This is a genomic window from Frigoribacterium sp. CFBP 8754 (assembly GCF_014841815.1).
In the GTDB taxonomy this organism is placed as follows: domain Bacteria; phylum Actinomycetota; class Actinomycetes; order Actinomycetales; family Microbacteriaceae; genus Frigoribacterium; species Frigoribacterium endophyticum.
Genome location: NZ_JACYUO010000001.1, coordinates 1,364,346 through 1,390,619 on the forward strand (window position 1 = coordinate 1,364,346; position 26,274 = coordinate 1,390,619).

Annotated in this window: 21 protein-coding genes; 8 read left to right on the forward strand and 13 right to left on the reverse strand. The window is 72.5% G+C overall.

The annotated features are described in order from the left end of the window. Positions 1 to 3 precede the first annotated feature (3 nt). From IFT72_RS06225 to IFT72_RS06250, 6 genes are all read left to right on the forward strand, one after another. A complete protein-coding gene (locus IFT72_RS06225) occupies positions 4 to 1,176 on the forward strand; it encodes a zinc-binding dehydrogenase (RefSeq protein WP_197981083.1) in 1,173 nt (390 codons plus the stop codon). Beyond that, a complete protein-coding gene (locus tag IFT72_RS06230; RefSeq protein WP_192045810.1) occupies positions 1,173 to 2,144 on the forward strand; it encodes a DUF4380 domain-containing protein in 972 nt (323 codons plus the stop codon). Before IFT72_RS06225 ends, IFT72_RS06230 begins: the two co-directional genes overlap by 4 nt. A gap of 346 nt (positions 2,145 to 2,490) precedes the next feature. Further along, the gene (locus IFT72_RS06235; protein WP_192045811.1) at positions 2,491 to 4,158 is read left to right on the forward strand and encodes a DUF3375 family protein; all 1,668 of its coding nucleotides are present in this window, start codon (positions 2,491 to 2,493) and stop codon (positions 4,156 to 4,158) included. Continuing rightward, on the forward strand, positions 4,155 to 5,069 hold the full coding sequence (locus IFT72_RS06240) for a DUF4194 domain-containing protein (RefSeq protein ID WP_192045812.1): 915 nt from the start codon (positions 4,155 to 4,157) through the stop codon (positions 5,067 to 5,069). Before IFT72_RS06235 ends, IFT72_RS06240 begins: the two co-directional genes overlap by 4 nt. Next, positions 5,066 to 8,662 (forward strand): ATP-binding protein, encoded by a 3,597-nt coding sequence (locus tag IFT72_RS06245; RefSeq protein WP_192045813.1) that lies wholly within the window; start codon positions 5,066 to 5,068, stop codon positions 8,660 to 8,662. Before IFT72_RS06240 ends, IFT72_RS06245 begins: the two co-directional genes overlap by 4 nt. 409 nt (positions 8,663 to 9,071) lie before the next feature. Beyond that, positions 9,072 to 9,317, forward strand: coding sequence for a hypothetical protein (locus IFT72_RS06250; RefSeq protein WP_192045814.1), 246 nt, complete (start codon positions 9,072 to 9,074; stop codon positions 9,315 to 9,317). Positions 9,318 to 9,358: 41 nt separating this feature from the next. Here the strand turns inward: IFT72_RS06250 and IFT72_RS06255 are convergent, their stop codons facing one another. The 11 genes from IFT72_RS06255 to IFT72_RS06305 all read right to left on the reverse strand — a co-directional run bounded on the left by IFT72_RS06255 (position 9,359) and on the right by IFT72_RS06305 (position 20,781). Beyond that, positions 9,359 to 9,721 carry an SdpI family protein gene (locus tag IFT72_RS06255; RefSeq protein ID WP_192045815.1) on the reverse strand — a complete coding sequence of 121 codons (363 nt, stop codon included), beginning with the start codon at positions 9,719 to 9,721 and terminating at the stop codon, positions 9,359 to 9,361. 83 nt (positions 9,722 to 9,804) lie between these two features. Continuing rightward, the gene (locus IFT72_RS06260) at positions 9,805 to 10,041 is read right to left on the reverse strand and encodes a hypothetical protein (RefSeq protein WP_192045816.1); all 237 of its coding nucleotides are present in this window, start codon (positions 10,039 to 10,041) and stop codon (positions 9,805 to 9,807) included. Between the two features lie 10 nt (positions 10,042 to 10,051). Beyond that, on the reverse strand, positions 10,052 to 10,531 hold the full coding sequence (locus tag IFT72_RS06265) for a hypothetical protein (RefSeq protein ID WP_192045817.1): 480 nt from the start codon (positions 10,529 to 10,531) through the stop codon (positions 10,052 to 10,054). A 113-nt stretch (positions 10,532 to 10,644) separates the two neighbouring features. After that, positions 10,645 to 11,079 carry a G5 domain-containing protein gene (locus IFT72_RS06270; protein ID WP_056055353.1) on the reverse strand — a complete coding sequence of 145 codons (435 nt, stop codon included), beginning with the start codon at positions 11,077 to 11,079 and terminating at the stop codon, positions 10,645 to 10,647. Between the two features lie 180 nt (positions 11,080 to 11,259). After that, positions 11,260 to 11,910, reverse strand: coding sequence for a TetR/AcrR family transcriptional regulator (locus tag IFT72_RS06275; protein ID WP_371741190.1), 651 nt, complete (start codon positions 11,908 to 11,910; stop codon positions 11,260 to 11,262). Then, entirely contained in the window at positions 11,907 to 13,910 is a 2,004-nt protein-coding gene (locus IFT72_RS06280) for a CocE/NonD family hydrolase (RefSeq protein ID WP_371741191.1), read from the reverse strand. Before IFT72_RS06280 ends, IFT72_RS06275 begins: the two co-directional genes overlap by 4 nt. Positions 13,911 to 14,032: 122 nt before the next feature. Next, on the reverse strand, positions 14,033 to 15,790 hold the full coding sequence (locus tag IFT72_RS16600) for a dipeptide ABC transporter ATP-binding protein (protein ID WP_371741201.1): 1,758 nt from the start codon (positions 15,788 to 15,790) through the stop codon (positions 14,033 to 14,035). Between the two features lie 83 nt (positions 15,791 to 15,873). Then, on the reverse strand, positions 15,874 to 16,872 hold the full coding sequence (locus IFT72_RS06290) for an ABC transporter permease (protein WP_244634150.1): 999 nt from the start codon (positions 16,870 to 16,872) through the stop codon (positions 15,874 to 15,876). Beyond that, positions 16,869 to 17,945 carry an ABC transporter permease gene (locus IFT72_RS06295; protein ID WP_192045819.1) on the reverse strand — a complete coding sequence of 359 codons (1,077 nt, stop codon included), beginning with the start codon at positions 17,943 to 17,945 and terminating at the stop codon, positions 16,869 to 16,871. Before IFT72_RS06295 ends, IFT72_RS06290 begins: the two co-directional genes overlap by 4 nt. Beyond that, positions 17,942 to 19,483: an ABC transporter substrate-binding protein gene (locus tag IFT72_RS06300; RefSeq protein WP_371741192.1), complete on the reverse strand. Its 1,542-nt coding sequence runs from the start codon at positions 19,481 to 19,483 to the stop codon at positions 17,942 to 17,944. The genes IFT72_RS06295 and IFT72_RS06300 overlap by 4 nt, the downstream gene beginning before the upstream one ends. A gap of 677 nt (positions 19,484 to 20,160) precedes the next feature. Beyond that, positions 20,161 to 20,781, reverse strand: coding sequence for a G5 domain-containing protein (locus tag IFT72_RS06305; RefSeq protein ID WP_192045821.1), 621 nt, complete (start codon positions 20,779 to 20,781; stop codon positions 20,161 to 20,163). 292 nt (positions 20,782 to 21,073) lie between these two features. On the opposite strand from IFT72_RS06305, the gene IFT72_RS06310 reads away from it, so the two are divergent. After that, positions 21,074 to 21,589, forward strand: coding sequence for a GNAT family N-acetyltransferase (locus IFT72_RS06310; protein ID WP_192045822.1), 516 nt, complete (start codon positions 21,074 to 21,076; stop codon positions 21,587 to 21,589). 417 nt (positions 21,590 to 22,006) lie between these two features. Next, positions 22,007 to 24,049: a nuclease-related domain-containing DEAD/DEAH box helicase gene (locus IFT72_RS06315; RefSeq protein WP_206758283.1), complete on the forward strand. Its 2,043-nt coding sequence runs from the start codon at positions 22,007 to 22,009 to the stop codon at positions 24,047 to 24,049. A 45-nt stretch (positions 24,050 to 24,094) separates the two neighbouring features. Here IFT72_RS06315 and IFT72_RS06320 read toward each other — a convergent pair whose 3' ends face one another. Both IFT72_RS06320 and IFT72_RS06325 read right to left on the reverse strand, forming a co-directional pair. After that, complete coding sequence (locus tag IFT72_RS06320) at positions 24,095 to 25,870, reverse strand: DUF2075 domain-containing protein (protein WP_192045824.1); 1,776 nt, start codon at positions 25,868 to 25,870, stop codon at positions 24,095 to 24,097. After that, on the reverse strand, positions 25,860 to 26,180 hold the full coding sequence (locus IFT72_RS06325) for a nucleotide pyrophosphohydrolase (RefSeq protein ID WP_192045825.1): 321 nt from the start codon (positions 26,178 to 26,180) through the stop codon (positions 25,860 to 25,862). Before IFT72_RS06325 ends, IFT72_RS06320 begins: the two co-directional genes overlap by 11 nt. Positions 26,181 to 26,274: the final 94 nt, after the last annotated feature.

Consider the following 26,274-nt stretch of genomic DNA (forward strand, 5'->3'; position numbering starts at 1 on the left):
GCCATGACCACCACCGTCCCCTCCCCCGAGGCCGCGACCCGCGCCTCCTCGCCCACCGGCACCATGCAGGGCGTGTTCCTGCCCGGCGACGGCACCGCCGAGCTGCGGACGCACGACGTGCCGACGCCCGGCCCCGGGCAGGTGCTCGTGCAGGTCGGCGCGAGCGGCATCTGCGGCAGCGACATCGGCTTCATCTACAACGGGTACAAGACGCACAAGGGCCTCGACGGCGCGCCCGCCTACAAGGGCGTCGTCGCGGGCCACGAGCCGTGCGGGCGCATCGTGTCGTCGGGGCCCGGGGTCACCCGTTTCGGCGTCGGCGACGACGTCATCGTCTACCACATCCAGGGCTGCGGCCGGTGCCGCAACTGCCGCGCGGGCTACTTCATCAGCTGCACCGACCAGCCGCACAAGGCGTCGTACGGCTGGCAGCGCGACGGCGGCCACGCGGAGTACGTGCTGGTCGACGAGTCGACCTGCGTGCCCCTGCCCGACGGACTCTCGTACGTCGACGGCGCGCTGATCGCCTGCGGCTTCGGCACGGCCTACGAGGGCCTCCGCCGCACGGGCGTCCACGGAGGAGAAGACCTGCTCGTCGTCGGCCTGGGCCCGGTCGGCCTCGCCGCCGCCATGCTCGGGCGGATGCTCGGCGCCCGCCGCGTCATCGGGGTCGAGCGGTCGGCCGAGCGCATCGAGTTCGTCCGCGCGACCGGGCTCGTCGACGACGTCGTGCTGGCCGGCGGCGACGCCGTCGAGAACGTGCTCGCGCTCACCGACGGCGTGGGCTGCCAGGTCACCGTCGACTGCTCGGGCAGCACGCCGGGTCGCCTCACCGCGGTCGAGGCCGCGGCGGAGTGGGGCCGCGTGGGGCTGCTCGGCGAGGGCGGCCGGCTCGAGACCGAGGTCTCGGACACCCTCCTGCACAAGCAGCTCACGATCACCGCGTCGTGGGTGACGTCGCTGCAGGGCATGGAGGACGTCGCGCGGATGATCGCCGAGGGCGGCCTCAGCCCCGAGATCGTCGTCTCGCACACCCTGCCGCTCACCGACGCCGACGGGGCCTACCGGATCGCCGCGGCCGGCGCGACCGGCAAGGTCGTGCTCGTGCCGGCCGGCGCCCCGGTGCGCGAGGAGCCCGCCGCCCGGGCCACGACGATCGGTCACCCCGCCTCGTGACGGTGCGGGTCGAGTCGGTCGGTGCCGGGGAGGCCGACGGCCTCCCACTGATCAAGGTCGTGGCCGGCGAGCTGGCGCTCGCGTTCGCGCCGACCTGCGGGGGGCGCCTCCTCTCGCTCGTGCACGGCGGCCGGGAGCTGCTCTGGCGCGACCCCGCCCTGCTCGACGGCGCGCTGCGGCCGGTCGTGCCGGTCTCGACCTGGCCGACCGGCGACGGCGGCATGTCGACCTGGGCGAACGTCGGCGGATCGAAGACCTGGCCCGCCCCCCAGGGCTGGTCAGGCCCCGACGAGTGGGCCGGGCCGCCCGACCCCGTGCTCGACTCGGGCACCTGGTCGGCGTCGTGGACGGTCGACGAGTCCGTCGCCGTGGTCACGCTCACCAGCCCCGACGACCCACGCTCAGGCCTGCGGGTGACGCGCCGGTTCACGGTGCGTGACGGGTCGACGCGCCTCGACCAGCACGTCGCCTTCGAGAACGTGTCGTCGACGACCCGGCGGTGGGCTATCTGGGAGGTCTGCCAGGCCGACACGGCCGTCGGTGCCGCCTCCCCCTCCGCCGGGTCGTCGGTGGTCGTGCCCCACGACCGGGCCGCCGACGAGCTCGACCTCGGCACGTACGAGGGCGAGCTGCCCAGCGGCCGACGCGGCCACGACGTCGTCCTGCCCCTCGGCACCGGCGTCGCCAAGCGGGGCTACCCCGGAGCCTCGGGGTCGGTCGCCCTGCACGACGAGGGCGGCCCCGTGCTCGCGCTGTCGACGACGCCCGCGACGACGGGCACCTGGCCCGACGGCGGCGCGAAGGTCGAGGTCTGGCTCCAGCGCCCGACGGTCGAGCCGATCGCGTCGCTGGAGGGGCTCCACCCGTCGGCGCACCTCGTCGAGCTGGAGGTGCTCGGGCCGCTCGAGACCCTGCAGCCGGGCGACGCGTCGACGCTCGAGATCGAGTGGCGGGTCGGGCCGGCGTAGCCGGCCGATCCGGGCCGAGGTGCGACGACGTCGCCGAGGTGCTCCGCTCGGGGCCCGACGCGGCGAGCACGTGCGCCCGCCCCGACGATCCGTGCAGGCGGGTCAGCGTCCCCCCGGGCGGGTCAGCGCCCCTCCGGGCGGGTCAGCGTCAGCGACGCCGAGCAGTGGGGCGGGTCCACGTCCCTCTGGGCGGGTCGGCGCCGACCCGCCCATGAGGACACCGACCCGCCGCACCCCACCACGAGCCACCCGACGGCCCCGTGACGGCACCGACCGGGCCGCCCGCGTCCGGCGCCCCACCGCCCCCGCGGTATCGTCGTCCGTCGACGATCAGGGAGGCTGGGCAGTGGAAGAACCGTCGGGGCACGACGCCCTCAGCCGCGACGGCGTGCGCGAGGTGTTCGGCACCGACCCCACCTGGGCGCTGCTGCGCAGCTCGAACAGCCGCTGGATCCTCCCCCTCTTCTCCCGCCACCTCGAGCGCGCCGAGGGCCCCGTCTCGGCCGACTGGTTCCACCAGGCCGTCGCGGAGGCGCTGGCCGAGAACGCCGCGGAGGCCGCGGCCGGCGAGACGGCGAGCGTCAGCGACACCACCCCCGGGGAGGCGCCCGCGGGCCCCGCGGAGACCGCCGACCTCCCCGAGGCCAAGACCCCGGCGGACTACTGCCGCGGCTGGGTCGACAGCCGGTGGCTGATCCGCACCCGCGCCTCCGGCGAGGAGGACGGCCAGGCCGCCCGGGCCCGCTACCGCCTCTCGCCGCACGCCCTCAAGGCGCTGCGCATCGTCCGCGAGCTGGCCGAGGCCGACAACGCCGTCTCCGAGGCCCGCTTCGGCAGCATCGCGCACGCCGTCCGCCAGCTCGCCGGCCTCGCCGACCCCGACCCCGCGTCGCAGGTCGCCCGGATCGACGAGCAGATCGCCGAGCTGCAGCGCCGCCGCGACGAGGTCGAGCGGCACGGCCCCGTCCCCGCGACCGCCGACGTCGTGTCGCGCCAGGTGCGCGAGGTCGTGCGGCTGACCGCGTCGCTGCCCGAGGACTTCCGCCAGCTCAGCGCCATGGTCGAGCAGCGCCACCGCGAGGTCGCCCGCCGCGCGACCCACGAGCACGTCGGCAAGGGCGCGCTCGTCGAGCAGTACCTCCGCGAGAACGACCTGCTCGAGCAGACCCCCGAGGGCCGCGCCTACCGCGGCTTCGCCCAGATGCTCTCGTCACGCGAGATCGACGTGATGCGCGCCGACATCGACAAGGTGCTGTCGCAGCCCGGCGCCGCCGAGCACCTCACCGAGCGGCAGCGTGAGCAGCTCGAGCAGCTGATCTCGTCGCTGCTCGCCGAGGAGCAGTCCGTGCAGGAGACGTACGGGCGCTGGACGTCGTCGCTCCGCCGCTTCCTCAGCCGGTCGGGCGCCGAGAAGCACCAGCGCCTCCTGACCCTCGCCGAGCGCGCCCTGCACGCCGGCGCCGCCTGGGCCGAGCGTCGCCCCGGCGCCGCGGTGCTGCCCGAGGACGTGCTCGGCCTCGGCCCGGTCGACGTCGTCGACGTCAGCCAGGTGCAGCTCTGGAGCGAGCGCGGCCGCCCCACCGTCGAGGTGCGCGTGGCCGAGGGCGACGCCGCCCTGCCCGCCGCCGACCGCGCCGCGCTCCGCCTCACCGCGGGCACCAGCCCGGCGGCCGTCGCCGCGACGATCGACCGCCTGCTCGACGAGGGCGACGGCCGTGACGAGGTCACGAGCGCCGACGTCTACCGCGCCACCGAGCCCGAGTTCCGCCGTCTCGCGCTCGTGCTGAGCATGCTCGACCTCGCCGTCGAGCGCGGCGTCGTCACCGACGAGACCGAGTCCGTCGTCCTCACCCCCGACGACCCGTCCGGCACCGGGGCCGGAGCACCCCGGGGAGGCGCCCCCCGCGAGGTCACGCTGCCCCGGTTGGTCTTCACCCGGGACGCACCCCCGCCCGGCGCCGACGCCCCCGCCCCCGACGACACCGCCCGCACCCTCCAGGGAGACCCCGCATGACCGCCGCCCCGACCGACGACCTCCGCCCGGCCGACGCGACGCCCGGCGCGGCGGCCGACGCGACGACCGACGTGGCGCCCGACTCCGACGACGCCCCCGCCCGCCCCGTCTCCGACGAGCTCCCCCTCGCCGGCCGCAAGGCCCTGGTCACGCTGATGACGCACCGCTTCATCAGCCGCGCGACGCAGAAGGAGGCGTGGGCCGGCCTCCTGGCGCACGAGCCGGAGATCCGTGCCCGCCTGGCCGAGATGTTCCTCGAGCTCGAGGTCGACCGCGGCTACGAGGTCGCCTTCAAGCGCCAGGTCGGCGGCGACGACGCCCCCGTGCTGCTGCGGCGCGAGAAGCCGCTGTCCCGTGACGCGTCGTTCCTGCTGATCTTCCTGCGCCGCGAGCACGCCTACGCCGACGGCGACGACGACGCGGTCGTGGTGTCGCGCGACCAGGTCGCCGAGTTCCTCGGCCGGTTCCACGACGACACCGCCCACGACGAGGTGCGGGCCCTGCGCCGCGTCGACGCCGCGATCGCCGCGATGGTCGCCCGTGACCTGCTCGAGCCCGAGCCCGACGACCCGTCGCTCTTCGTCGTCGCCCCCGCGATCGTGCCGCTCGTCCGCCCCGAGCAGCTGCGGCACTTCGAGCGCGTGTACCTCGAGGCCGCGGGCGCCGAGCCGGAGGCCGGTGCGCCCGCGGCGAGCGCCGCCGCTCCGGGCGAGGTGGACGAGCCCGACGAGCTCACCGACCTCGACCCCGACCCCGAGCTCGACGCGGGTGACGACCTGACCGAGCTCGACCCCGACGCCGCGCACGACGCCGGTGACACGCCCGCCCCCGACGACGCGCCCCGCGCCTCCGACACGGCCCTCGACCTGCCGCTCGACCTCCCCCTCGACCCGGAAGCAGACCAGGCATGACCCCCGCCTCCCCCGCCGACGCGCCCCGCGCCTCCCGCACGCCCGTCGAGGCCGGCACCGCCCCTGCCGTCCCCGCCGACGCGACGGCCGCCACCACGCCCGCGCCCCCCGTCACCCCCGCGCTCGACGTCGACGTCGAGCCCGACGACACCCCCGACCTCGGCATGTTCCACTCGGGCCAGTACCGCATCGAGCTCGTGCAGCTGCTCAACTGGGGAAGCTACGCGGGCCTGCACCGCATGCCCGTGGGGCGGGGCGGCATCGCCATCCTCGGCCCGACCGGGCGGGGCAAGTCGACGGTGCTCGACGCGATGGCCGCGGTCATCATGCCGAACCCGCAGGAGTTCAACCGGGCCGCCCGCGACGACTCGCGCCAGCGCTCCGAGCGCACCGTCTACAGCTACGCGCGGGGCAAGACCGACGAGGTGCGCGACGCCGACTCCGACCGCACGACGACGCGGTTCCTGCGCCCGCTGGGCGAGTCGTTCGCGAGCGGCGCCGCGATCACCTGGAGCACCGAGCTCGGCGAGACCCTCACCGCCGTGCGCCTCGCCTGGATCGGCCCCGACACCGCCAGCCAGGACGACGTCACGCAGGCGAGCGTCTACCTGCTCGTGCGCGGGCGCTTCGACCTCAGCCGGCTGACCGACGTCCGCCGCGACGAGACGAGCACGTCGCCGCTGACGAAGAGCTCGCTCACGCGGCTCGTCGACCCGGCGCACGACCTCGTCACCTACTCACAGCCCGAGCTCCGCGTGCAGCTCTGCGCGCGGCTCGGCATCGGCGGCAGCGACGAGTCGCAGCTGAAGGCGCTGACGCTGCTGCGGCGGGCGCAGGCGTCGAAGGGCGTCTTCTCGATCGACGAGCTGTTCAAGCAGTTCGTGCTGACGCAGCCGAAGGCGCTCTCGCGGTGGGAGACCACGCTGGCGACCTACCGCGAGGCGTCGCAGCTCTACGACGTGTTCGAGACGACGCGGCGGAAGCTCGACGTGCTCGAGCCGGTGCCCGGCCTCGCCGAGCGCTGGCGCACCGCGGGCGACGACGCGACCGCGAAGCGCCGTCTGCTGGCCGGCGGCGACGACGAGCCGCGCCGGCTCGACGTCTGGCTGGCCGAGGCGGTCGGCAGCTGGGTCGGCGGCGAGGTCGACCGGGTCCAGACCGAGAAGCGCGGCCACGTCGAGACGAGGAGGCGCGCCGCCGAGGCCGCGGAGGCCGCCCTCCGTGCCCGTGAGCAGGCCCTGGCGCAGATCGCCGACCTCGGCGGCGACCCCTCGCACTCGCTCCGTGAGCAGGTGCGCTGGGCCGGGGAGGCTCTCGGTCGCGTCGAGAAGGAGCACCGCCGGTTCGCCGCCCCGCTCGAGGGCGTCGGCGAGTCGGTGCCCACGACCGCGGACGAACTCGAGTCGCTGCGCACGCGGGCGACGGAGCTCGCGGCCGAGGAGGCGGCGGCCCGCCGCGAGCACGACGAGCTGCGCGGCGACCTCGCGGCCCGGATCGCCGAGACGCGGCGGTCGGTCGGCGAGCGCCAGCGCGAGAAGGAGTCGTTCGAGCGGCGCCGCAGCAACGTGCCCGACGACGCGGTCGAGCGCCGTCGGCGCATCGCCGACGGCACGGGCGTGCCGGTCGCCCGGCTGCCCTACGCGGGCGAGCTGTTCGAGGTCGCCACGGAGCACCGCGACTGGACGACCGCGATCGAGAGGGTGCTCGGCGACCTGGCCACGCACCTCCTCGTCGACCCCGACGACTTCGACGCCGTGCGCCGCTTCGTCGACCGGGAGGACATGCGCGGCCGCGTCACCCTCGTGCCCGCGACGCCGGGCCTGACGCCGACGCGCACGCCCGTCGCGCGCACCGTGCCGTCGATGCTCGTGTTCGACGAGGCGAGCCCGTTCGTGGGCTGGCTGCGCGACGAGGTCGTCGACGACCGCAGCGTGCTCTGCGTCGACGACGCGTCGGCGCTCGACGACCCGCTGCCCGTCGGGGCGAAGGGCGCCGTGACGCGCTCGGGCCTCCGCACCGGCTCGCGTCGTCGGGTGACGAAGGACGACCGGCGGGTCCGCTCCTGGATCGGCCTCGACAACACCGGCCGGGTCGCCGAGCTGACGGCCGAGATCACCGTGCTGACGGAGTCGCTCGACGCGGCGCGCGCGGAGTGGGACGCCGCCGAGACGGTCGCCACCGCCCGCCGCACGGTCGTCGAGACCGTGGCGCGCGCCGCCGCCGTGGAGTGGTCGGACGTCGACCCCGCGCCGGCGCGGGCCCGTCTCGCCGACCTGCAGGCGCAGCTCGAGCGGGTCGCGGTCGAGCGCCCCGAGGTGACGGCGCTGCAGGCCGAGGCCGCGGCGCAGGACGAGGCGCGGCTCGAGGCCGTGCGTCGCGGGGCCGAGGTTCAGCAGGTGCTCGACCAGCTCGAGGCGACGCACGCGACGCTGGTCGACATCGAGGACGCGTTCAGCGACGCCTCGGGCGCCGACCCGCTGACCGACGACGAGCGGGTGCTGCTCGCGCCGCTGCCGTTCGCGGCGCCGCGCGAGGTGGCCGACGTCGAGCGCACGCGCCGTGAGGCGGCCGCGCAGCTGCGGGCGCAGGTCGACGCGCACGACCGTGAGCGGACGCAGCACGAGCTCACGCTCGAGCTCGTGTTCACGCGCTACCTCGAGCTCGACCCGAACGCCGGCTTCGACGCGTCGATCGAGAGCCTGCCGGCCGTGCTGGCGATCCACCGGACGCTCGTCGACGACGACCTCCCGAACGCGAAGCAGCGCTGGCTGGCGAAGGCCGGGGCGAGCGTGGGCGACAGCCTGCGGGCGCTGCTCGTGCAGATCGAGGAGGACGGGCACGTCATCCGTCGCGGTGTCCGGCCGATCTCGCAGGCGCTGGCCGCGATCGAGTTCCGGCAGGGGTCGACGCTCGACATCGAGCCGCGGCCGGTGTCGAACAGCGACCTGGCGGAGTTCAAGCGGACGCTGCGCGAGCACACGGGCGGCGGTGCCGGCGGCGGTTCTGCGGCTGGCGCGGGCGGCTCTGCGGCCTCGGCCGTCGATCCGCGTGACCCCGCCGAGATCGAGCGCCGCTTCCTGCGCCTGCGTCGCGACCTGGCCAGCCTCGAGGAGCGCTCGAAGTCGGGCGAGGCCTGGCGTCGCCGGGTGCTCGACGCGCGCGAGCACTACCAGTTCCGGGCGATCGAGACGAGGCGTGACGGCACGCAGATCGTGCACGAGGGAGTCGCGGGCAAGTCAGGCGGGGAGGGCCAGGAGCTGATCGCGTTCGTGCTCGGTGCCGCGCTGCGCTTCCGGCTCGGTGACGGCACCGACCGGGTGCCGACCTACGCGCCGATCGTGCTCGACGAGGGCTTCGTGAAGGCCGACACGGAGTACACCGGCCGGGCGCTCTCGGCGCTGCGGTCGCTGGGCTTCCAGCTGGTCGTCGGAGCCCCGCGAGACAAGGTGAACGCCTTCGAGCAGCACGTCGAGAGCGTCGCCTACATCTCGAGCGACCCGGTCAACCCCGAGCTGTCGCGCATCTACCCCCTCACGATCCGCGAGGCGATGGAGGTCGAGCGCCACGGCCTCGACCCCGCCGCGCTGGCCTAGCCCGCCGAGTGGTCGCGATCTGCTCCTCCCGCCCCTCGGGAGCAGCAGTTCGCGCCCACTCGCCCCGCGCCTCCCCCTCTCCCCCTCCCAATTTGAGAGGGATCTGTCCCCGCCGAGTGGACAGGCGTCCCGTCCCCTCCGAATCTGAGAGGGATCGGCGCCTGACGCACCGGTGAGCCCGGAGGAGTCGCGGGTCGGCACCCGGATCCCTCTCGCTCTCCGCAGACCCTAGGCTCGGCCCGTGCTCTTCTCCCCGCCGCCGGAACAGCCGCCGTCCGACCCGGCGCTGGTGGCGCCCACCCTGTACCGGATGTCGCTGCCGGGCGAATCCGGAGTCGTGCGTGGCTGGTTGTCCCTCTCGAGGGCGTGGACCTGGGACGTGGAGGGCCCCTGGTGGAGGCGGCGGCGCGTGAGGCCGCACCTGTACGGCGAGTGGGCCCTGAACTGGAACGAGGACCTGGACTACTCCGTGTTCTACGCACACCCCGACTACTGGAACCCGCACGCCTGCGGCCTGCCGCTCGACGCCCCGGACCTCGCGGAGATCGACCGTGGCGAGTTCACCTTCAGCGATCGTGTCCTGGCGCTGGAGCCCGTCGACCTCCATGACGAGCCCGACGTCTGGCGGGCCCGCTGGGAGTCCTGCGCGGGCTGACCCGAGTGCGGCCCGGCTGGCGGACAGGGCCGCCCGTCAGCTCACCGCCCGGCGACCTCGGCGTCCCGCTCGACGCGCCCCGCCGCCCGGTGCGCGGCGACCCCGCCCACGGCTGTCCCGACGAGCAACGCTCCGCACCCGGCGAGGATGCTCGCCGCCGCCTCCCCGTCGGTCCACCCCGTGACGAGCGGCAGCACCGAGGCGACCGTCGCGACGGCGCACCCGACGACGACCGCCGGCAGTGCCGCGCGGTGCCCGACCTGCCAGGTGGCCGCGGACTCCATCACCGACGGGATGCGCAGCCCGGCCAGGGCGTTCGAGGCGAGGCGCCCGCGGGCCGCGGCGGTGACGACCGCCACGACGAGGACGTTGCTGAGGACGAGGATGACGACGGCGACCAGCATCGCTCCAGGCTAGGTCCGGGCGCCTCCGCGGCGCCTCCCCCGTGCGATCGAGCGGCGAGCGAGCGGCTGCCGAGCGGCAGGAGTCAGCAGGTCGGCATCGGCTCAGCCGCGGCGGACGCGATGCGCTCCTCGGTCCAGTAGGTCGGGCCGTTGACCGGGGCGGCCGTGGCGACGACGGGCCCGGCTTCGCCGTCGCTGACAGAATCCGTCGAGCCCCCGCCGCACGACGACCCGCCGAAGACGACGACCAGCACGACGAGCACCACGGCGACGACGAGCACGCCCGCACCCACCCCGGTGACCACGCGCTGCAGCTGCATGACGCTGAGCCTAGGCGGCCGGAGCGGCGCCGTCGCCTGTGGTGCTGGTCTGCGGTGTCGTCGCGGGCTTCCCCTGTGACATCCACACCGCCCAGAGGGCGCCCGCTGCTCCCCCGATCACGCCCACCACCACGCCGGCCACCGCCTCGCCGGGGTGATCCGACCAGAAGTCGGCGGCCTGGAACAGGCAGGCCACGGAGGCGCCCCCGAGCACGCTGGCGACCGTGACCGTCACGACCGCCCGGCCCCGCGACTCCGGCCGGCCGAGCGTCACGAGACAACCTGCTCCCCACGAGGCGAGTGCGGCGACGACCCCGACGAGGGTGCCCGCCACGAGGAACCAGAACGAGAAGTAGCTGAGCATGAGCGCGTCACCGCCGAGCGGATCGTCGGCGGTGAGCAAAGAGACGACGATGCCGGACGCACCGCCCCCGAGCACCCCGCCCCACACGACGTGGCGCATCCGCAGCGGTCTCAGTCTCGTGCTCATGTCACCCCCGACGTCAGATCCTGACCGCGACGACCGCGGCCCCCACTCGACGTCCATGCTCACAGTCTCGACCACGCGGCGTCCTCGCGGGGGCGCCTCGGCGAGAGCGGTGCTCAGCGTCCGCCGACGCTGACCTCCTGGGCGACGGGCGCGACGACGGTCAGCTCGCTGCGGAGCACGCGGCGAAGCTCGACCCCGTCGGCGGTGACGACGTCGTAGCTGCGGACGACGCTGCCCATGTGGCCCTCGTGGGTGACGACGGAGGTGCCCGAGTCGAGCTCCGGGTCGGTGTAGGTCGTGGTGGTGAAGGCGACGGGCTCGGTGACGTCGACGCGGGTCGTGCTGATGACGGCCCCGGGAGGCGCGGTGGGCGCAGCCGTGGAGGTCGCCTCCGGTGCCGTGGGGGCCGTCTCGGCCTCAGCGCTGGTCTGCGCTCCCATCGTCTCCGCGGTCGCGCTGACCCCGCCGCCGATGACGATGCACGCCGCCAGCACGCCGGCGCTGCGCAGCACACGGCTCTTGGTCGTCATGTCGTTCCACCACTGCATCACTGTCGTTCTCCGAGTATCTGACGACTGTCGGGTAGCCGTCCTCTCGATGCTGGCCGGTATGCGCGGCGGGCGGCACACCCCGTTCGGGTCGGGAGGCCGCGGGGCTGGCCCCAGTCCGGGGCAGCACCGCCCGCGCCCGCGGCCGCACTCCGGCTCCGGCTCACGAGGAGGCGGCGCTCACCGCCGGAACCGCGCCCCCGTCTCCTGCTCCAGGAACACCCACATCCACTCCAGAGCCCGCCTCGGCGTCAGCCCCGGCGCCTTCTGCGCGAGCTGCGTCGCCACGCCGTCGCTGTAGGCGGCGAGCTTCAGCGCCAGCTCGGACGCGTCGTCGACGGCGAACGTGCCCGCCTCGGCACCGCGCCGGAGCGTCCGCGTGAGGCACGCCTCCCACACCCGGATGCGGTCGACGTACTCGGCCGCGACGGCGGGCTTCCGCGCCACGGCCGTCCAGTAGTCCGACCAGAGCCGCCAGTGCTCGTCGGTCGCGTCGGTGTCCTGGAAGAGCGGCTCGACGAGCATCCGCACCCCGTGGACCGCATCGGGCTCGGCGTCGACCGCCTCGATCACCGCGGCGTAGAAACGAGCCGTCTCGAGCACGACCACCTCGTTGAGGATCTCCGCGACGCTCTCGAAGTGGTACGTCACCGTGCCCACCGAGACGCCCGCCTCCGCCGCGATGTCGCGCAGCCGGGTCGCCCCGAGGCCCTCGCGCACGATCACCGCGCGCGCCGCCTCGACGATCAGCGCCCGCCGCTCGGCCGGCTTCCGCCGCGTCGCCGCGCCGGTCACCGGAGCAGCACCTGCACCTGCACCCGCCCCGCTCACGCCGACGTCCTCGGCACGCGGTCCTCGAACCACCGCTCGGCCACGAGCACGACCTCAGCGTCCGGCCCGCCGTCGCGGGCCCACGCCCGCACGTCGTTCTCGACGACGAACTCCGTCGCCGTCGCGGTCAGCCGCGACGACGTCTCGAGCCACGCCTTCCACTCCGGCTTCTCCAGCCCGATGCGCCACTGCGACTCGGCGGTGGCGGACAGCGGGTCGCCGTCGACGATCCGGTACGTCTCGCGGCTGTCCTCGGTGAAGACGAGCCCGTCGGGGTACTCGCGCCCGCCGCCGTAGCCGGGGTCGACGTCGAGCGTCCACTCCCCTGTCTCGACGTCGTGCGTCACGCTCCGCTGCGGCAGCGACGACGCGGCGGGCAGCCTCCGCACGGCGAGCGGCTCCGCGTGCGACGGCGGCGCGAACCGCACGCCGTCGTCGCCGGTCCGCGTCCACACCGGCAGCGTCACCGAGCTCTGCGCCGGGTCGACGACGAGCGTCGCCTCCTCCGCGCGGGGCCACACCCAGGGCCAGTAGGTCGACGACAGGGCGACACGGAGGCGGTGGCCGGCCGGGAAGGAGTGCCCGGTCGAGACCAGGGCGACGCTCACCACCTGCTCGACCCCCGCCTCCATCGGCACGGCCCGGTCGCGCCCGTGGCGCGCGTCGAGGTTGAGCACACCGCGGGTGATCAACGTCGAGCTGCCGTCGGGAGCCACGTCGCAGAGCCGGACGATGACGTGCGCGTGCGGCACGTCGCTCGTGACGGCGAGCTCGACGACGACGTTCCCGAGCACGTCCAGCGGCACCGCGCCCGCCCCGACGGGCAGGTCGAAGCACACCGACCGCCCGTCCTCCGCCCGCTGGTCGGGCGGCAGGTCGGTCGCGTTGCCGAACGGGAAGAAGCGCCCGGCGTCCATGCCGGTGCTCTGCGGCGAGCGCACGACCACGGTGCCGTCGGCGGACCCGGCGGGCGGCGCCGCGAACGACCCCAGCGGCACCGCCCGCGCCTCCGTCGCCGCCGACGGCCACGCCTCCGCGGCGACCCACCGCCCGGTCCGCGACGCGTAGTACGTCGCGGGAGGCTCCGAGTCGTTGATCCAGGCCCGCAGCGCCGGCTCGTCCTCGACGCCGTTGGGCTCGGCCAGCAGCCAGCGGTCCCACCAGCGGAGCGTCTCCTCCAAGAACCCGATACCCGGGCCCGGAGCCAGCCCGCGGTCCGGGTACTGGTGCGACCACGGCCCGATGATCCCCTTGACCGGCGCGTCGAGGTTCGACACCAGCCGCAGCACCGCGTCGCGGTAGGGGTCGGCCCAGCCGCCGACGGCGAGCACCGCGGCCGTGATCGACGAGTAGTCCTCGCAGACGCTGCCGTGCCGCCAGTAGTCGTCGCGCTCCTGGTGCGCCAGCCAGGTCGGCGTCATCGGCACGTTGTGCTCGAGCCGTTCGTGCCAGCGGGCGATCCAGTCGGCACCGACCACCTCCGGCCGGGGAGGTCGCGAGTTGAACGCGAACATCGTGCCGCCCCACGACGCCATGTCGATGCCGAGCACGGCGCCGCCGATGTAGTGCACGTCGTTGTCGTAGCGGTCGTCGGTCGAGCACACCGTCACGATCGCCTTGAGCGCGGCGGGGGCCCTCCCCGCGAGCTGCAGGGCGTTGAACCCGCCCCACGAGATGCCGAACGCGCCGACCGCGCCCGTCGACCAGGGCTGCGCGGCGAGCCACTCGATCAGGGCGATGCCGTCGTCGAGCTCCTGCACCGAGTACTCGTCGTCGAACAGGCCGTCCGACGACCCCGTGCCGCGGATGTCGACCCGCACCGACGCGTACCCCCGCGCCGCGTACCAGGGGTGCCGCTCGCTGTCGCGCGGAGCCGTCCAGTCGTCCAGCCGGTACGGCAGGTACTCGAGCAGCACCGGCACCGGGTGCTCGACGACCGGCGCCCAGATGCGCGCGTGCAGCCGGGTCCCGTCCGGCAGCGGCACCCACTCGTCCCGCACGCTGACGTCGTACGAGGGGCGTGGGTCCTGTGGGAGGCGAGGGTCGTGTGGGAGGCGCCCGTCCGGTCCCGTGCCGACCCCCGCCTCCTCGCCGGCCGCCGTCCCCGGCAGGCCCGACCCGCTCACAACGACTCCCAGCGCGCGACGCGGTGGCCGTCGCCGTGGTCGTCCCACCCGCCGGCGTCGCGCCAACGCGGCCGGGCGTCGCCGACGGCGGGCAGCTCGGTGGTGCCCGGGTCGAGCGTCGCCTCGAGCAGCGTGCGCGTGTACGGGTGGTTCGGGCCGCGGAAGACGTCCTCGGTCGAGCCGATCTCGACGATGCGCCCCCCGGTCATGACGGCGACGCGGTCGGCGACGCCGCGCACGACGGCGAGGTCGTGGCTGATGAAGAGGCAGCTCAGCCCCTTCTCGTCGCGGAGCGTCGTCAGCAGGTCGAGCACCCCCGCCTGCACCCGCACGTCGAGCGCGGTCGTGATCTCGTCGGCGATGATCAGGTCGGGCCCCGCGGCGAGCGCCCGGGCGATGCCGACGCGCTGACGCTGCCCGCCCGAGAGCTGGGCCGGCAGCCGCGCCGCGAAGTCGGGCGTGAGGCCGACCTCGACGAGCAGCTCGGCGACCCGCTCGCTCGTCGCGCTGCCCGTGAAGAGCTTCAGCGGGCGGGCGATCGCCGCGCCCACCGTGCGACGCGGGTTGAGCGAGGTGTCGGCGTTCTGGAAGACGAGCTGCACCGACCGGCGCAGGGCGAGGGTGCGCCGGGCGACGGGCTGGGTGAGGTCGCTCTCGACGCCGTCCGAGCCGTGGAAGGCGAAGCTGCCCGACTCGGCGGGGATCAGCCCGGCCAGGGCGGTGGCGAGCGTCGACTTGCCGCTGCCCGACTCCCCCACGACGGCGAGGGTCTCGCGCCGGCCGATGTCGAACGAGACGCCGTCGACGGCCGCGGGCAGCGAGCGCCCGTAGCGCACGACGAGGTCGCGCGCGGCGACGACCGGAGGTGCCGCAGGCGCAAGGTGCGACCCGCCTCCCGCCGACTCCTCTGCGTGCCTCCCCAACCACCGACTGATCAACGAACCACCCTTTGACGTGGTTCTTTGATCAGTCGGTGGTTCGGCGCCGGCGGCACCCGCACCGGCGGCTCCGGATGCGCGCGGGATGCTCGCGAGCAGCTCCCGCGTGTACTCGTGCCGCGGGTCGGCGAACAGCTCGGCGGTCGGCCGGTGCTCGACGATCTCGCCGTCGCGCATCACGGCGATCTCGTCGGCCATCGTCGACACCACCCCCATGTCGTGGCTGACGAGCACGATCGCCATGCCGAGCTCGACCGCGAGGTCGCGGATCAGCGCGAGCACCGCCGACTGCGTCACCACGTCGAGCGCGGTGGTCGGTTCGTCGAGCACGAGCAGGCGGGGTCGGGCGGCGACGGCCATGGCGATGGCGATGCGCTGCTGCTGCCCGCCCGAGAGCTGGTGCGGGTAGCGCCGCACGATGGTCTCGGGGTCGGGCAGGCGCACGTGGCGCACGAGCTCGAGCACGCGGTCGTGGCCGCCGGGCAGGCCGTGGCTCTCGAGCGCCTCCCGCAGCTGCTGGCCGACGCGCATCGAGGGGGTGAGCGCCTGGCCGGCGTTCTGGGCGACGAGCGCCGCGGTGCCGCCGCGCAGCGCGCGGGTCGCGGCCGGGTCGAGCGCGAACACGTCCTGCCCGTCGACGGTGACGCTGCCGCCGACGATGCGCGAGCCGCGCCGCAGGTGGGCGAGGAGCGTGCGGGCGACGGTCGACTTGCCGCTGCCGCTCTCGCCGACGAGGCCGAGGGCGCGGCCCGGCTCGACGGTGAAGCTGACGCCGCGCACGACGGGCACCTCGCGGCGCCCCGCGGCGTACGAGATCGAGAGGTCGTGGACGCTGACGACCGGGTGGAAGGCGGTGCCGGCGACCCGGCCCGCGCCTCCGACGGTCTGGGGTGCGGTGGTCACGAGACGGCTCCCTTCTGGGCCCGGTCGATGCCGAGCGACTTGCTGAGGCCGTCGGCGCTGAGGTTCAGGCCGATGACGAGGGTGGCGAGCGCCACCACGGGGGCGAGCGTGCCGAGGGGCACGACGGTGAGGGCGGTGCGGTTCTCCTGCACCATGAGCCCCCAGTCCGGCGTCGGCGGGTTCGCGCCGAAGCCGAGGAACGACAGGGTCGAGATGAGCAGCACGATCCACGAGGCGCGCATCGCGTACTCGACGAGAACGACGTCGGTGACGTTGGGCAGGATCTCGCGGAACACGATGCTCAGCGGCTTCTCGCCGCGGGCGCGGGCGGCGGTGACGTAGTCCTGCGTGATGACGGTGCGGGCGGCGCCGCGCACGACGCGGGTGACGGCCGGGGCGTAGACGACGGTGACGGCGAGCACGATCACCCAGAGCCCCGAGTCGAACACGGTCACGACGACGAGCAGCGCGAGGATCGACGGCACGCTGAGCAGCGCGTCGACGATGCGCATGACGACCTCGTCGAACCAGTTGTCGGCGTAGGCCGTGACGCAGCCCAGCACCGTGCCGATGCCGACCGCGATGGTCGTGGCGAGGAAGGTGACGAGCAGGGCGTAGCGACCGCCGTTCAGCGTGCGCGACAGGATGTCGCGCCCGTACTGGTCGGTGCCGAGCCAGTGCGACCAGCTCGTGCCCGTGAGGGCGGCGGTCGAGTCGGTGGCGACGGGGTCGTGGCCGGCGATCCAGGGCGCGAGCACCGCGAGCACGACGTGCAGCGCGATGAGGCCGAGCCCCAGGCTGAGGGCCGAGGAGGCGCGGAGGCTGCCGGTGAGGCCGGTCGCGGCACTGCGCAGTCGCGTGCCGACCGTGCGCGGGGCGGCGGGCTGTGCGGACGACACGGCCCGCGCCTCCTCGGTGCCTGTGCCGGTGCCGGTGCCGGTGCTGGTCTTGCTGCCGGTGCCGGTGCTGCGGCTGGTGGTGTCGCGCGGGCTCATGAGCGGGCCTTCCGTCGGGTGCGGAGCCTCGGGTCGAGCGCGAGGGCGATGAGGTCGGCCGCGAGGTTGCAGACGACGTAGACGAGCGCGCTGACGACGGCGATGGCCTGGATCGTGGGCAGGTCGCGGGTGAAGACGGACTCGAGCATGAGCTTGCCCATGCCGGGGTAGTTGAAGACGTTCTCGACGACGACCACTCCCCCGAGCAGCCAGGCGACGTTGAGCGCGACGACGTTGAGGGTGGGCAGCAGCGCGCTCGGCACCGCGTGGCGCCAGACGACCTGGCGGGTGGTGAGGCCCTTGAGCTCGGCGGTGGTGACGAACTCGGAGGCCATCACGTCGATGGTCGACGAGCGGGCGGTGCGGACGATGTAGGCGGCCATGGCGAGCGTCAGCACGATGACGGGCAGCCACACGGCGGGCAGCAGCTCGGCGATCGTGGCGCTGTCGCCGCGCAGCACGACGGCCGGGAACACCGGGATCGCGACGGCGAAGAGCAGCACGAGGATGGTCGCGACCATGAACTCGGGCACGCTCATCACGATCAGGCTGATCAACGAGATGGCGTGGTCGCTCGAGCGTCCGCGACGCACGCCGGCGATGACGCCGAGGGTGAGCGACAGCGTGACGCCGACGAACATCGCCGGCACCGCGATGAGCATGCTGTTGCGGAAGGCGATGAGCAGGTCGGGCCCGACGGGCGCGCCGCTGACGAGCGAGACGCCGAAGTCGCCGTGGCTCGCGCCGAGCAGCCACTGGCCGTAGCGGGCCCAGACGTTCTGGTCGAGGCCGAGCGTCTCGCGGAGGGCGGCGACCGCGTCGGGGGTGGCGTCCTGGCCGAGCAGCTGCTGCGCGACGTCGCCGGGCAGGGCCTGCACCGCGAAGAAGACGAGGAAGGAGGCGAGCAGCACGGTGAGCAGGGCGGTGCCGACCCGGCGGGCGACGAGGGCGAGGGTGGCGAGGCCGGCCCCGCTGGGTCGGGAGGTGCTGCGGGGCGTGGGGGCGCCTCCTCGGCTCTCGGGGGGCGTGGCGCCGGTGCCGGTCGTGTCGGTGCGGGTGTCGGAGGTGCTCATGCGCGGAGTCCGATCTGGAGGTAGTCGAACTCGAAGCCGAACTCGCGGTAGTTGACGACGTCGCGGCCGAGGCCGACGAGGCGGTCGCCGAACATGGGGGTCATGTCGGCCGAGTCGTCGACGATGACGCGCTGGGCGTCCTGGTAGAGCATGCGGCGACGGTCGTCGTTCATCTCGGCGCGGGCGGAGTCGAGCAGCCCGTCGAAGGTCGGGTTCGACCAGGCGCTCTCGTTGTACGACGAGCCGGTGCGGAAGATCTGGTTGAGCAGCTGGTCGATGGGGCGCCCGGTGAACCAGTAGCTGACCATGAGGGGCTTCTGCATCCAGATCTGCGTGTAGTACGAGTCGGAGGAGGCGTTGCGCACCACGAGGTCGATGCCCGCCTCCTTGACCTGGTCGCGGTAGGCGACGGCCATCGGGGTGAAGACCGATTCGTAGCTGGAGGTGTAGATCTCGGTGCGGAGCCCCTCGCGGCCGGCCTGCTTGAGCAGCGCCTTTGCTTTGTCCGGGTCGTAGGCGCGCTGCTCGTCGAGCCAGACGGCCTGGGTGGGAGGCACGGGGTTGTCCCAGCCGGGGCTGCCGGTCCCCTGCAGGGCCGTGTCGACGATGGCCTGGGGGTCGTAGGCGAGCTTCATGGCCTGGCGGACGAGGGGGTCGCTGAACTCGGCGGAGGTGTGGAGCATCGGGATCGTGTACCACTGCGCGTTGGCGGAGCGGGCGACGGTCGCGGTGCTGGAGGCGCTGACGACCTGGGCGGTGGCGAAGTCGAGGTTGGTCTGCGAGATGAGGTCGATCTGGCCGGCGAGGAGGGCGTTGACGCGGGCGGTGGTGTCCTGGATCGAGTAGAAGTCGATGCCGTCGAGCACGGGGCGCCCGGCGAAGTGGTCGTCGAAGGCCTCGACGCTGCCGGTGCCGGCGGGCTCGAAGCTGCTGAGCTTGAACGGCCCGGTGCCGATGCCGGTGGTGCCGATCTCGCCGGCGCTGCCCGCGGGGATGACGTAGCACTGGTACGCGGTCAGCAGCGAGGGGAACTCCGCGTTGGCGGTGAGCAGCTCGAAGCGCAGGGTGAGCGGGTCGGGGGCGCTCATGCTGCCCGGGCCGATCATGGCGGCGAGCACCTCGCCCTGGGGCGAGGCGGTCTCGGGGTCGAGGATGTGCTCGATCGAGTAGATGGCGTCGGCGGCGGTGAAGCGGCGGCCGTCGTGGAAGGTGACGCCGCGGCGGAGGCGGAACGTCCAGGTGACGCCGTCGGGGGTGGCGGACCACTCCTCGGCGAGGTCGGGCACGGTGACGCCCTGCTCGTCGAGCTTGACGAGGCGGTTGTAGAGGGCGCCGAGGTACTCGTAGGCCGAGAGGGAGCTGGCGGAGTCGAGGGTCTCGGCGGCGCTCGCGGCCGGGCGTGCGATGCGCAGGCGTCCGCCGCGGGCGGCCGTGCCGGTGGCGGCAGCCTCGGGGATGGTCGGGGTGCTGCGGGCCGGGGTGCACCCGGCGAGGGTGAGCAGGCCGAGCCCGGCGAGGCCGGCGGCGCCGGCGATCACGGAGCGCCGGCTCGGGCCGCGGGCGTCTCTGCTCTCGGGTCGGTGTTCGGGGACGATCGGTGTCATTCGGGATGGCCTTCCGTTTATCGTTCGGGTGAACGATAGGGGAAGGTCGCGCTGGCGGCGAGGCCGCAGGGTCGTAGGAGGCGCGGGTCGGCTGCGCACTCTGCACCCCGCGATCCCCGCAGGCACGGGGCTCCCGCGTGCCCCGCCCCCTCTTCTTCCGGCCCCCGAAGGTTCACGCAGTCGTTACACGACCTCTCTGCAGCTAGGTCTTGTCACGCCAATCAATACAAGCGCGACGACCTACGTGAGGCATTGTCAGTGGTGACCCCCAGAGTTCAGGTGGGCGGCAACCCCGCCGCCCGCCGAGACAAAGGAGTCACCCATGCGAGTTTCGCCGTACTACTCGATCATCCAAACCGACCCTGACGTGCACCATGTCTTTGACAACTGCCCGAACGGCCAGCAGATCCCCGCCGCCAACAAGCGCGCTGGCAAGAACAACTGGCCGCTCTGCGGCAACTGCGCCCGCATGTGAACGAGAGGGGGAGGTGATCTCGCTCACCTCCCCCTCTTATCCCGATTCCTCCGTCGCTCAGATGACGAAGACGAGCCGCCGCCGCGGATGCTCGCCCACTAGAACCGCCAGCGTGAACGCAAGGTCTAGAGGCGATTCATCGGTCGCAGGCGACGCCGTCCCCATCCCGATCCAGGTCGTACACGTCGCTGCCGACGATCGTCACCGGGCCCTGGACGTAGGCCGGCCCATTGCCGCTGCCGCCAGCGCAGTCGACGTCGGAGGCCACGGGCACGCACGCTCCCGAGTAGTTGGCGTCACAGCTGGATGCGGCGGGTGCAGGGGCAGCGATAGGTGCCGGAGCGACGTTGGGAACACGTGTACCGACGCTCGTGACCTGCTGCACCGGCGCGACGACGGCGGACTGACCAACGAGGCTTCGTGACGTCTCCACGTCGTCCGTGTACGTCACGTCATACGTGAGGACCATCGACCTGTTCTGGCCCGTGACGGTGACAGCATCCTGACCGATGTCACGAGTCGCGTCGTCGACCGAGACGGCGTCGAATGGCACGACCTCGGTGACGTCCTCCTGCTCGATTGTGACGACGGGAGTCGGGGAGGGTGACACCTGGACGACCGAGCCGGTCCGGGCGCTCTCAGCCTGTGCCGCGTCGCCGCATCCCGTGAGCCCCAGGACCAGCAAGAGCCCCGCTGTCACAGCAGCGCCCTGGACCGCGAGCCTCCCCATCGTGTTCGTCGTTCGGCGGTGCGTCATCGAAGGCCCCCTGACCTGAGGGACGTCACGATGACGCCCCGAGCGACCCTCACTCACGTAGAGCGGAGGAGAGAACCCCCATTCCGGGTCCGGTCATGACGAGAGCCGCGAGGTCATCGTTCGACGGGGCGATGCTCGCGGGGGCCGCCAGGACGATCGCGGACCGTGTGACCCCGGGCACGGAGCAGGAAGACTGCACGCCAGAATCAACTCCATGCCCCTGGTCCGCGTCTCCCCCTTGGCGACCTCCGATGCAGGGCCTCCGAACGTCGCGTCGACCCCGACCGTTTCGATGTCAGCCGACCTCGGCGACCTCCGCGACCTCCGCGCCTTCCTCGCCGCGTCCGACCTCACCCTCGCCGGTCTCGACGTCCCCTCGCCGCGCCTCCACCTCTGGATCGACCGCGACCCTACCGGCACGATCGTCGGCAGCACCGGCTACGAGTCGAGCGCCGACGGCACCCAAGCGCTTATCCGCAGCGTCGCCGTGGCGGCCTCCGGACGGACCCGCGGCGCCGGCGCCCGACTCGCTCGCCACGCCCTCACCCGCGCCGCCGCAACGGGAGCCGACCACGCCTGGCTCTTCTCTCGCCGCTCCGGACCCTTCTGGCAGAAGCTCGGCTTCGCCCCCGCCGACCGCGACGCCCTCGCCGCGGCCCTCCCAGACGCCCACCAGGTGCAGCTCTTCCGCGCGACCGGCCAGCTCGCCCGCGAGGTCGCCTGGTCGCGCCCCCTCGCCGACCTCCGCCCGACGATCCCTCGGGAGGCGCCGGTGACCTCCGACACGGCTGCCCGGCCTGGCAGCTGACCTCGATGGCACTGGCACTGGCACTGGCACTGGCACTGGCACTGGCACTGGCTCCGGGTGACTCACGAGTCTTGTGAAGCGCGCCCGATGCCGTCAGGACGAGGTCTGTCCGCCCTTAGTTCGTCCCCTGCTTGAGTCATTTAAGAGAGCGAACACGAAGAGGGGACGGCATCCCGACTCAGCCCCAGGTCTCGGCATCAAGCCCTGATTCGATGACCACCGAGAGCCCGTCCAGACGGCGCTGCGTCGAACACTGGTTCCCCCCTCAACTGGGTCCGTACGATAAACCGAGCCCCCGGCGCTCCCATGTGAGCATGGTTTCGAGGCGGACCCCGACCAGGTTTGCCTCGAACATGGGGGAACGACATGGCCGCAGCAGGAGCATCCGCGCGAGAAGAAGCGCATCGTCAACAGGCTTTGGCCGAAGCGCACGAGCAAGCGGCGGCCGAAGCACGCGACGCCGCCGCCCGCTACGGCCTCGCCGGCATCACCGAGAGCCGCGTCGCCAGCGTCCTCGCCCCGCTCGCCGCCGTCGGCTACACGCTCCTCCCCGACCGCGCCTGGCCGGGGAGCCGTCGCAGCGGCGCCCAGGTCGATCTCATCGTCGTCGGCCCGTCCGGCGTGCACATCGTCGACACGAAGGCGTGGAAGGAGGTCTCCATCCGCGGCGGCCGCATCTTCCGAGGCCAGGCCGATGTGTCCGACGACCTCGCGAACATGGCCGACCTCGCGCACAACACCGAGGCGCTTCTCGCCGAGGTGGGCCTGGCCGCGACCGAGGTGCACGCCCTCGCCGTACTGGCGGGCCACCGAGGCATCAGGGAGACGGTCGGTCCCGTGACCGTGATCGGCGAGCACGACGCCCTCCGTCACGTCACCTCGCCCGGCGCCCGCCTCACCTCGTTGCAGGTCGACACGGTGCTCCGTCGCGTCCTCGACCACTTCCCGGTGTTGCGGACGTCCTCCGCCATCGACGTCACCGTGCCGGAGCCGGTCCTCACTCGACCGACCGATCCCGTCGACACGGCCGAGCTCATCACCGCCGAGGAGGTCAACGCAGCCCTCCTCGACGGGGTCCTCGAGGCTCCCATCGAGACGTGGATGTCGTTCCTCGACCCGGCACAGGCCAAGCTCGCCCGCCGCAGCTTCAACGGCCCAGCGCGCATCCGCGGGTCCGCCGGCACCGGCAAGACCGTCGTCGGCCTCCACCGTGCCGCCTACCTGGCCCGCGGAGGGCAAGGCAAGGTCCTCTTCACGACTTTCGTCAAGACGCTCCCCGTCGTGCTCGAGAACCTCTTCGTCAGGATGGCTCCCGAGGTCGCGCATCAGGTCGAGTTCACGAACATCCACAGGTTGGCGCTCCGCATCCTCAGAGATCGCGGCACGTCTGTCCGCATCGACCCGAAGGCGGCTGATGCCGCGTTCGCCGAAGCGTGGGCAGGGAGAAGCGAAGGGGGCACTCTCGGCTCCTCGAGGATGTCCTCCGACTACTGGCGAGACGAGATCACCTACGTCATCAAGGGCCGCGGCATCCGCACATTCGAGCAGTACGCGGACCTGGCGCGCGTGGGACGCAGGCACCGCCTGACGGTCGATCAGCGCAGGAGCGTCTGGTCCCTCTACGAGCGCTACGACGCGGGACTCCGTCGACGGAAGGCGATCGACTTCGCGGACGTCATCCTGATGGCGCTCTCCAGCGTCAGAACCACGCCGATCACGGGGTACGGCGCTGTCCTCGTTGATGAGGCGCAGGACCTCACCTGCGCCATGGTCGCCTTCCTCCACAGCCTGGTCGGAAACCGGCCCGATGGTCTTACCCTCATCGGCGACGGCCAGCAGACCATCTACCCCGGGGGCTACACGCTCTCCGAGGTCGGGATCTCCCTGAGCGGTCGAGGAGTCGTCCTCGACGTGAACCACCGGAACACAGCGGAGATCCTCGCCTTCGCGAACGCCGCAGTGCTCGGTGACGAGTACGCGGACATCGAGGGAACGGGCCAGACCATCGACGGTGTCGAGACCGTCGAACGTACGGGCCCAGCGCCTGTACTCTCCAGGCACGAGACCTGGGCCGAGCACGACGCTGCCGTCGTCGAGCGAGTCCGCGACGTGATGCACCTCATCGGCGTGAGGCGGGGTGACATCGGCGTCCTGACCGCCACGACCTGGGACGCCACCACCATGAAGGCGTCACTGGTCGCCGCCGGCATTCCCGCCATCGATCTCCTCGACTACGACGGTCAGCACACGGACGCCGTCAAGGTCGGAACAGTGAAGCGAGCCAAGGGCCTCGAGTTCAAGCAGGTGCTGCTGGCGCGAGTCAAGGCGGAGCTGCTGGAGCACGACACGCCTGCACCCTCCTCGGAGACGGAGCGAGAACGCCGCGAGCTCGACCGGCGGGAGCTGTACGTCGCGATGACCCGGGCCCGCGACGGCCTCTGGGTCGGCACGCGCACATAAGACGTGTTCCCGGTGCCGTGAGAGCAAGCGGCCTCAGGGCCTCGCTCAGGTCGAGAAGTAACGCCTCACGTAGGCACGCATCCCTGCATCGACGGCATAGATGTACGTTCCCCTGATCCCCCGCGTGAGCAGCACTCCGTAGATGTTGCTGATGAACTCACGCAGCTCGCCGTCTGTGTAGGACCGCCCGAGTTGCTTGTTGTTCTCTGCACCCTTGGTGTCGAAGTACGAAGCGCGATCGATGAAGAGTTCGTCGCGGTCGACGTCGTACCGGAGGTCTCGGCCGATGACGACGCCGGCATAGTTCAGGTCGTAGCCCTGGACGGTGTGGATCGACCCGACCTCCTCCAGCGCTCCGCGCGAGGCGATCCAGTCCTTGGACGTGCCGTTCCACTTCAGGGCGACGCCGTCGAGCTCGATGTCGGCTGCCTCGGGGTCCTTCCTCGAAGCCCACCGCCAGGCGTAGCCCGCAACGAGTCGGGCCAGGCCGTGCTCAGCATCACGTGCTCGGATCTCCTCGTGCATCTTCGCCAGGTCGTCGAAGACCCGGAGGTCATAACCCTCGAAGCTCCTGGGCACGACGTCGCCCACGGCGTGCCCCGCACGAGCAATCCGGAGAACGTCCCGCACGTATCCCACGTAGTCAGCGCCGGCCTGGACGCGCATCTGCGTCGATAGCCGATAGTGCCGCCCACGGGCGTGCGCGTCTTCGAGAAGCTCGACGACGGACTCCTTCGACAGATCGGCCGGCCGCACGCTCTGGGCCTCGTCGACGAACAAGATCTGGTGACGGCTCTTGGCTCGGATCCAGTCGAGCTGCGTCTTTGAGAGGTCGTCAGCGCCGTAGAGGCGTTCGTTGATCAGCGGGAACTTCGCGTTGAGCACGCCCGTCGACTGGTTCGCCCGCTGATTCAGACGATGGGCTTCATCGACCAGGAGCAGGTCCCAGTCACCGTCGGACTGACCGACCTCGAACGGCGTCAACACCATGGCTGGGTCGAGCCCAGGCGTCTTGCGGAACACTCGCTTGATCGACTCGCGGAGTGACTGCTGGGGCACGACCATGCCGACGCGCAGATCCGCCAACAGAGCCGGGTACTCACCCAAGAAGAAGTCGGCGAAGAGCGAGTCCCCGTCGAAGTCGTCCGAAGGAGGCGTGGAGCCGATGTCGACGAGCAGCTTGAGCAGGTAGATGGCGACGACGGTCTTGCCCGTGCCCGGGTGCCCCTGGATGACGATCGTGTCGCCCCGCGCTTCGCGGAGGTCGACGAAGAGGCCTTCGAGGATGTCCTCAAGAGCTGCGGCTTGGTCTTGCGTCAGAGCCTTGAACGGCGACAACTTGAAGAGATCGCTGTTCTCGATCTCTGGGATCGGCCGCGTGAAGACTCCCTCGGATCTGAGCTGCTGCACGACGGCCGTGAACAGGCCTCGGTACCGCTCACGGTCGTAGTAGTTGGCCGAGGTGATGCCGTCGTTGCGGTTCAGCACGCTGTAGGCGCCATCGGCTGAGAACAACTGGATGAGCCTCGACTCCAGGTCGAGGCACGCAGACTTGTTGAAGGTCTCATCGACGACTACTCGGACTGTGTCGAGCTGGCGCTTGTCCGGGCTCGCGAGATGCTGCCTCATCCGACCCGCACCGTTACGGGTCTCGCCCACGTAGATGTCTCTCAGCCGTTCGTGCGGGTGCCGGCTGGTCCGGTGGGGCCTGGACTGATCGAGGACGTAGACGACAGGCCAGTCCACGTTGCGCGCATCGGTCAGGGCCCAGAGGTCGATGGCCTCTCGGTCGAAGGGAACTCGGACGATCTCAGAGGGCATCGTATTTCGTGCTCCGACCCCGGGCTTTGTCCACAGGATATTTCTCCCGAGTGACGGCGAGTTTCTGCAGAACGATCTGCTCCGGGTCCACGCCGAGCTTGTCAGCGAGGAGCAGACAGTAGGTCAGCACGTCCGCCAACTCGTCCTGCACGCGGTCAACGTCGAATTCGGCTCCCCACTGGAAGCACTGCAACAACTCGCCGGCCTCGACGGCGACGCTCTTGGCCAAGTTCTCCGGTGCGTGGAACTGCTCCCACTGACGCTCCGCAGTGACCGCCTTGATCGCATCCATGGTTGCCCTGCCAGTCATGCGACCGACCGTATCAGTGGCATTGACCGAGCTCGGCAAGCGGGGACGCTCGCGGTGGAATGGCCCATTCCCTGCCGTGGCCTTTACGCGCTAA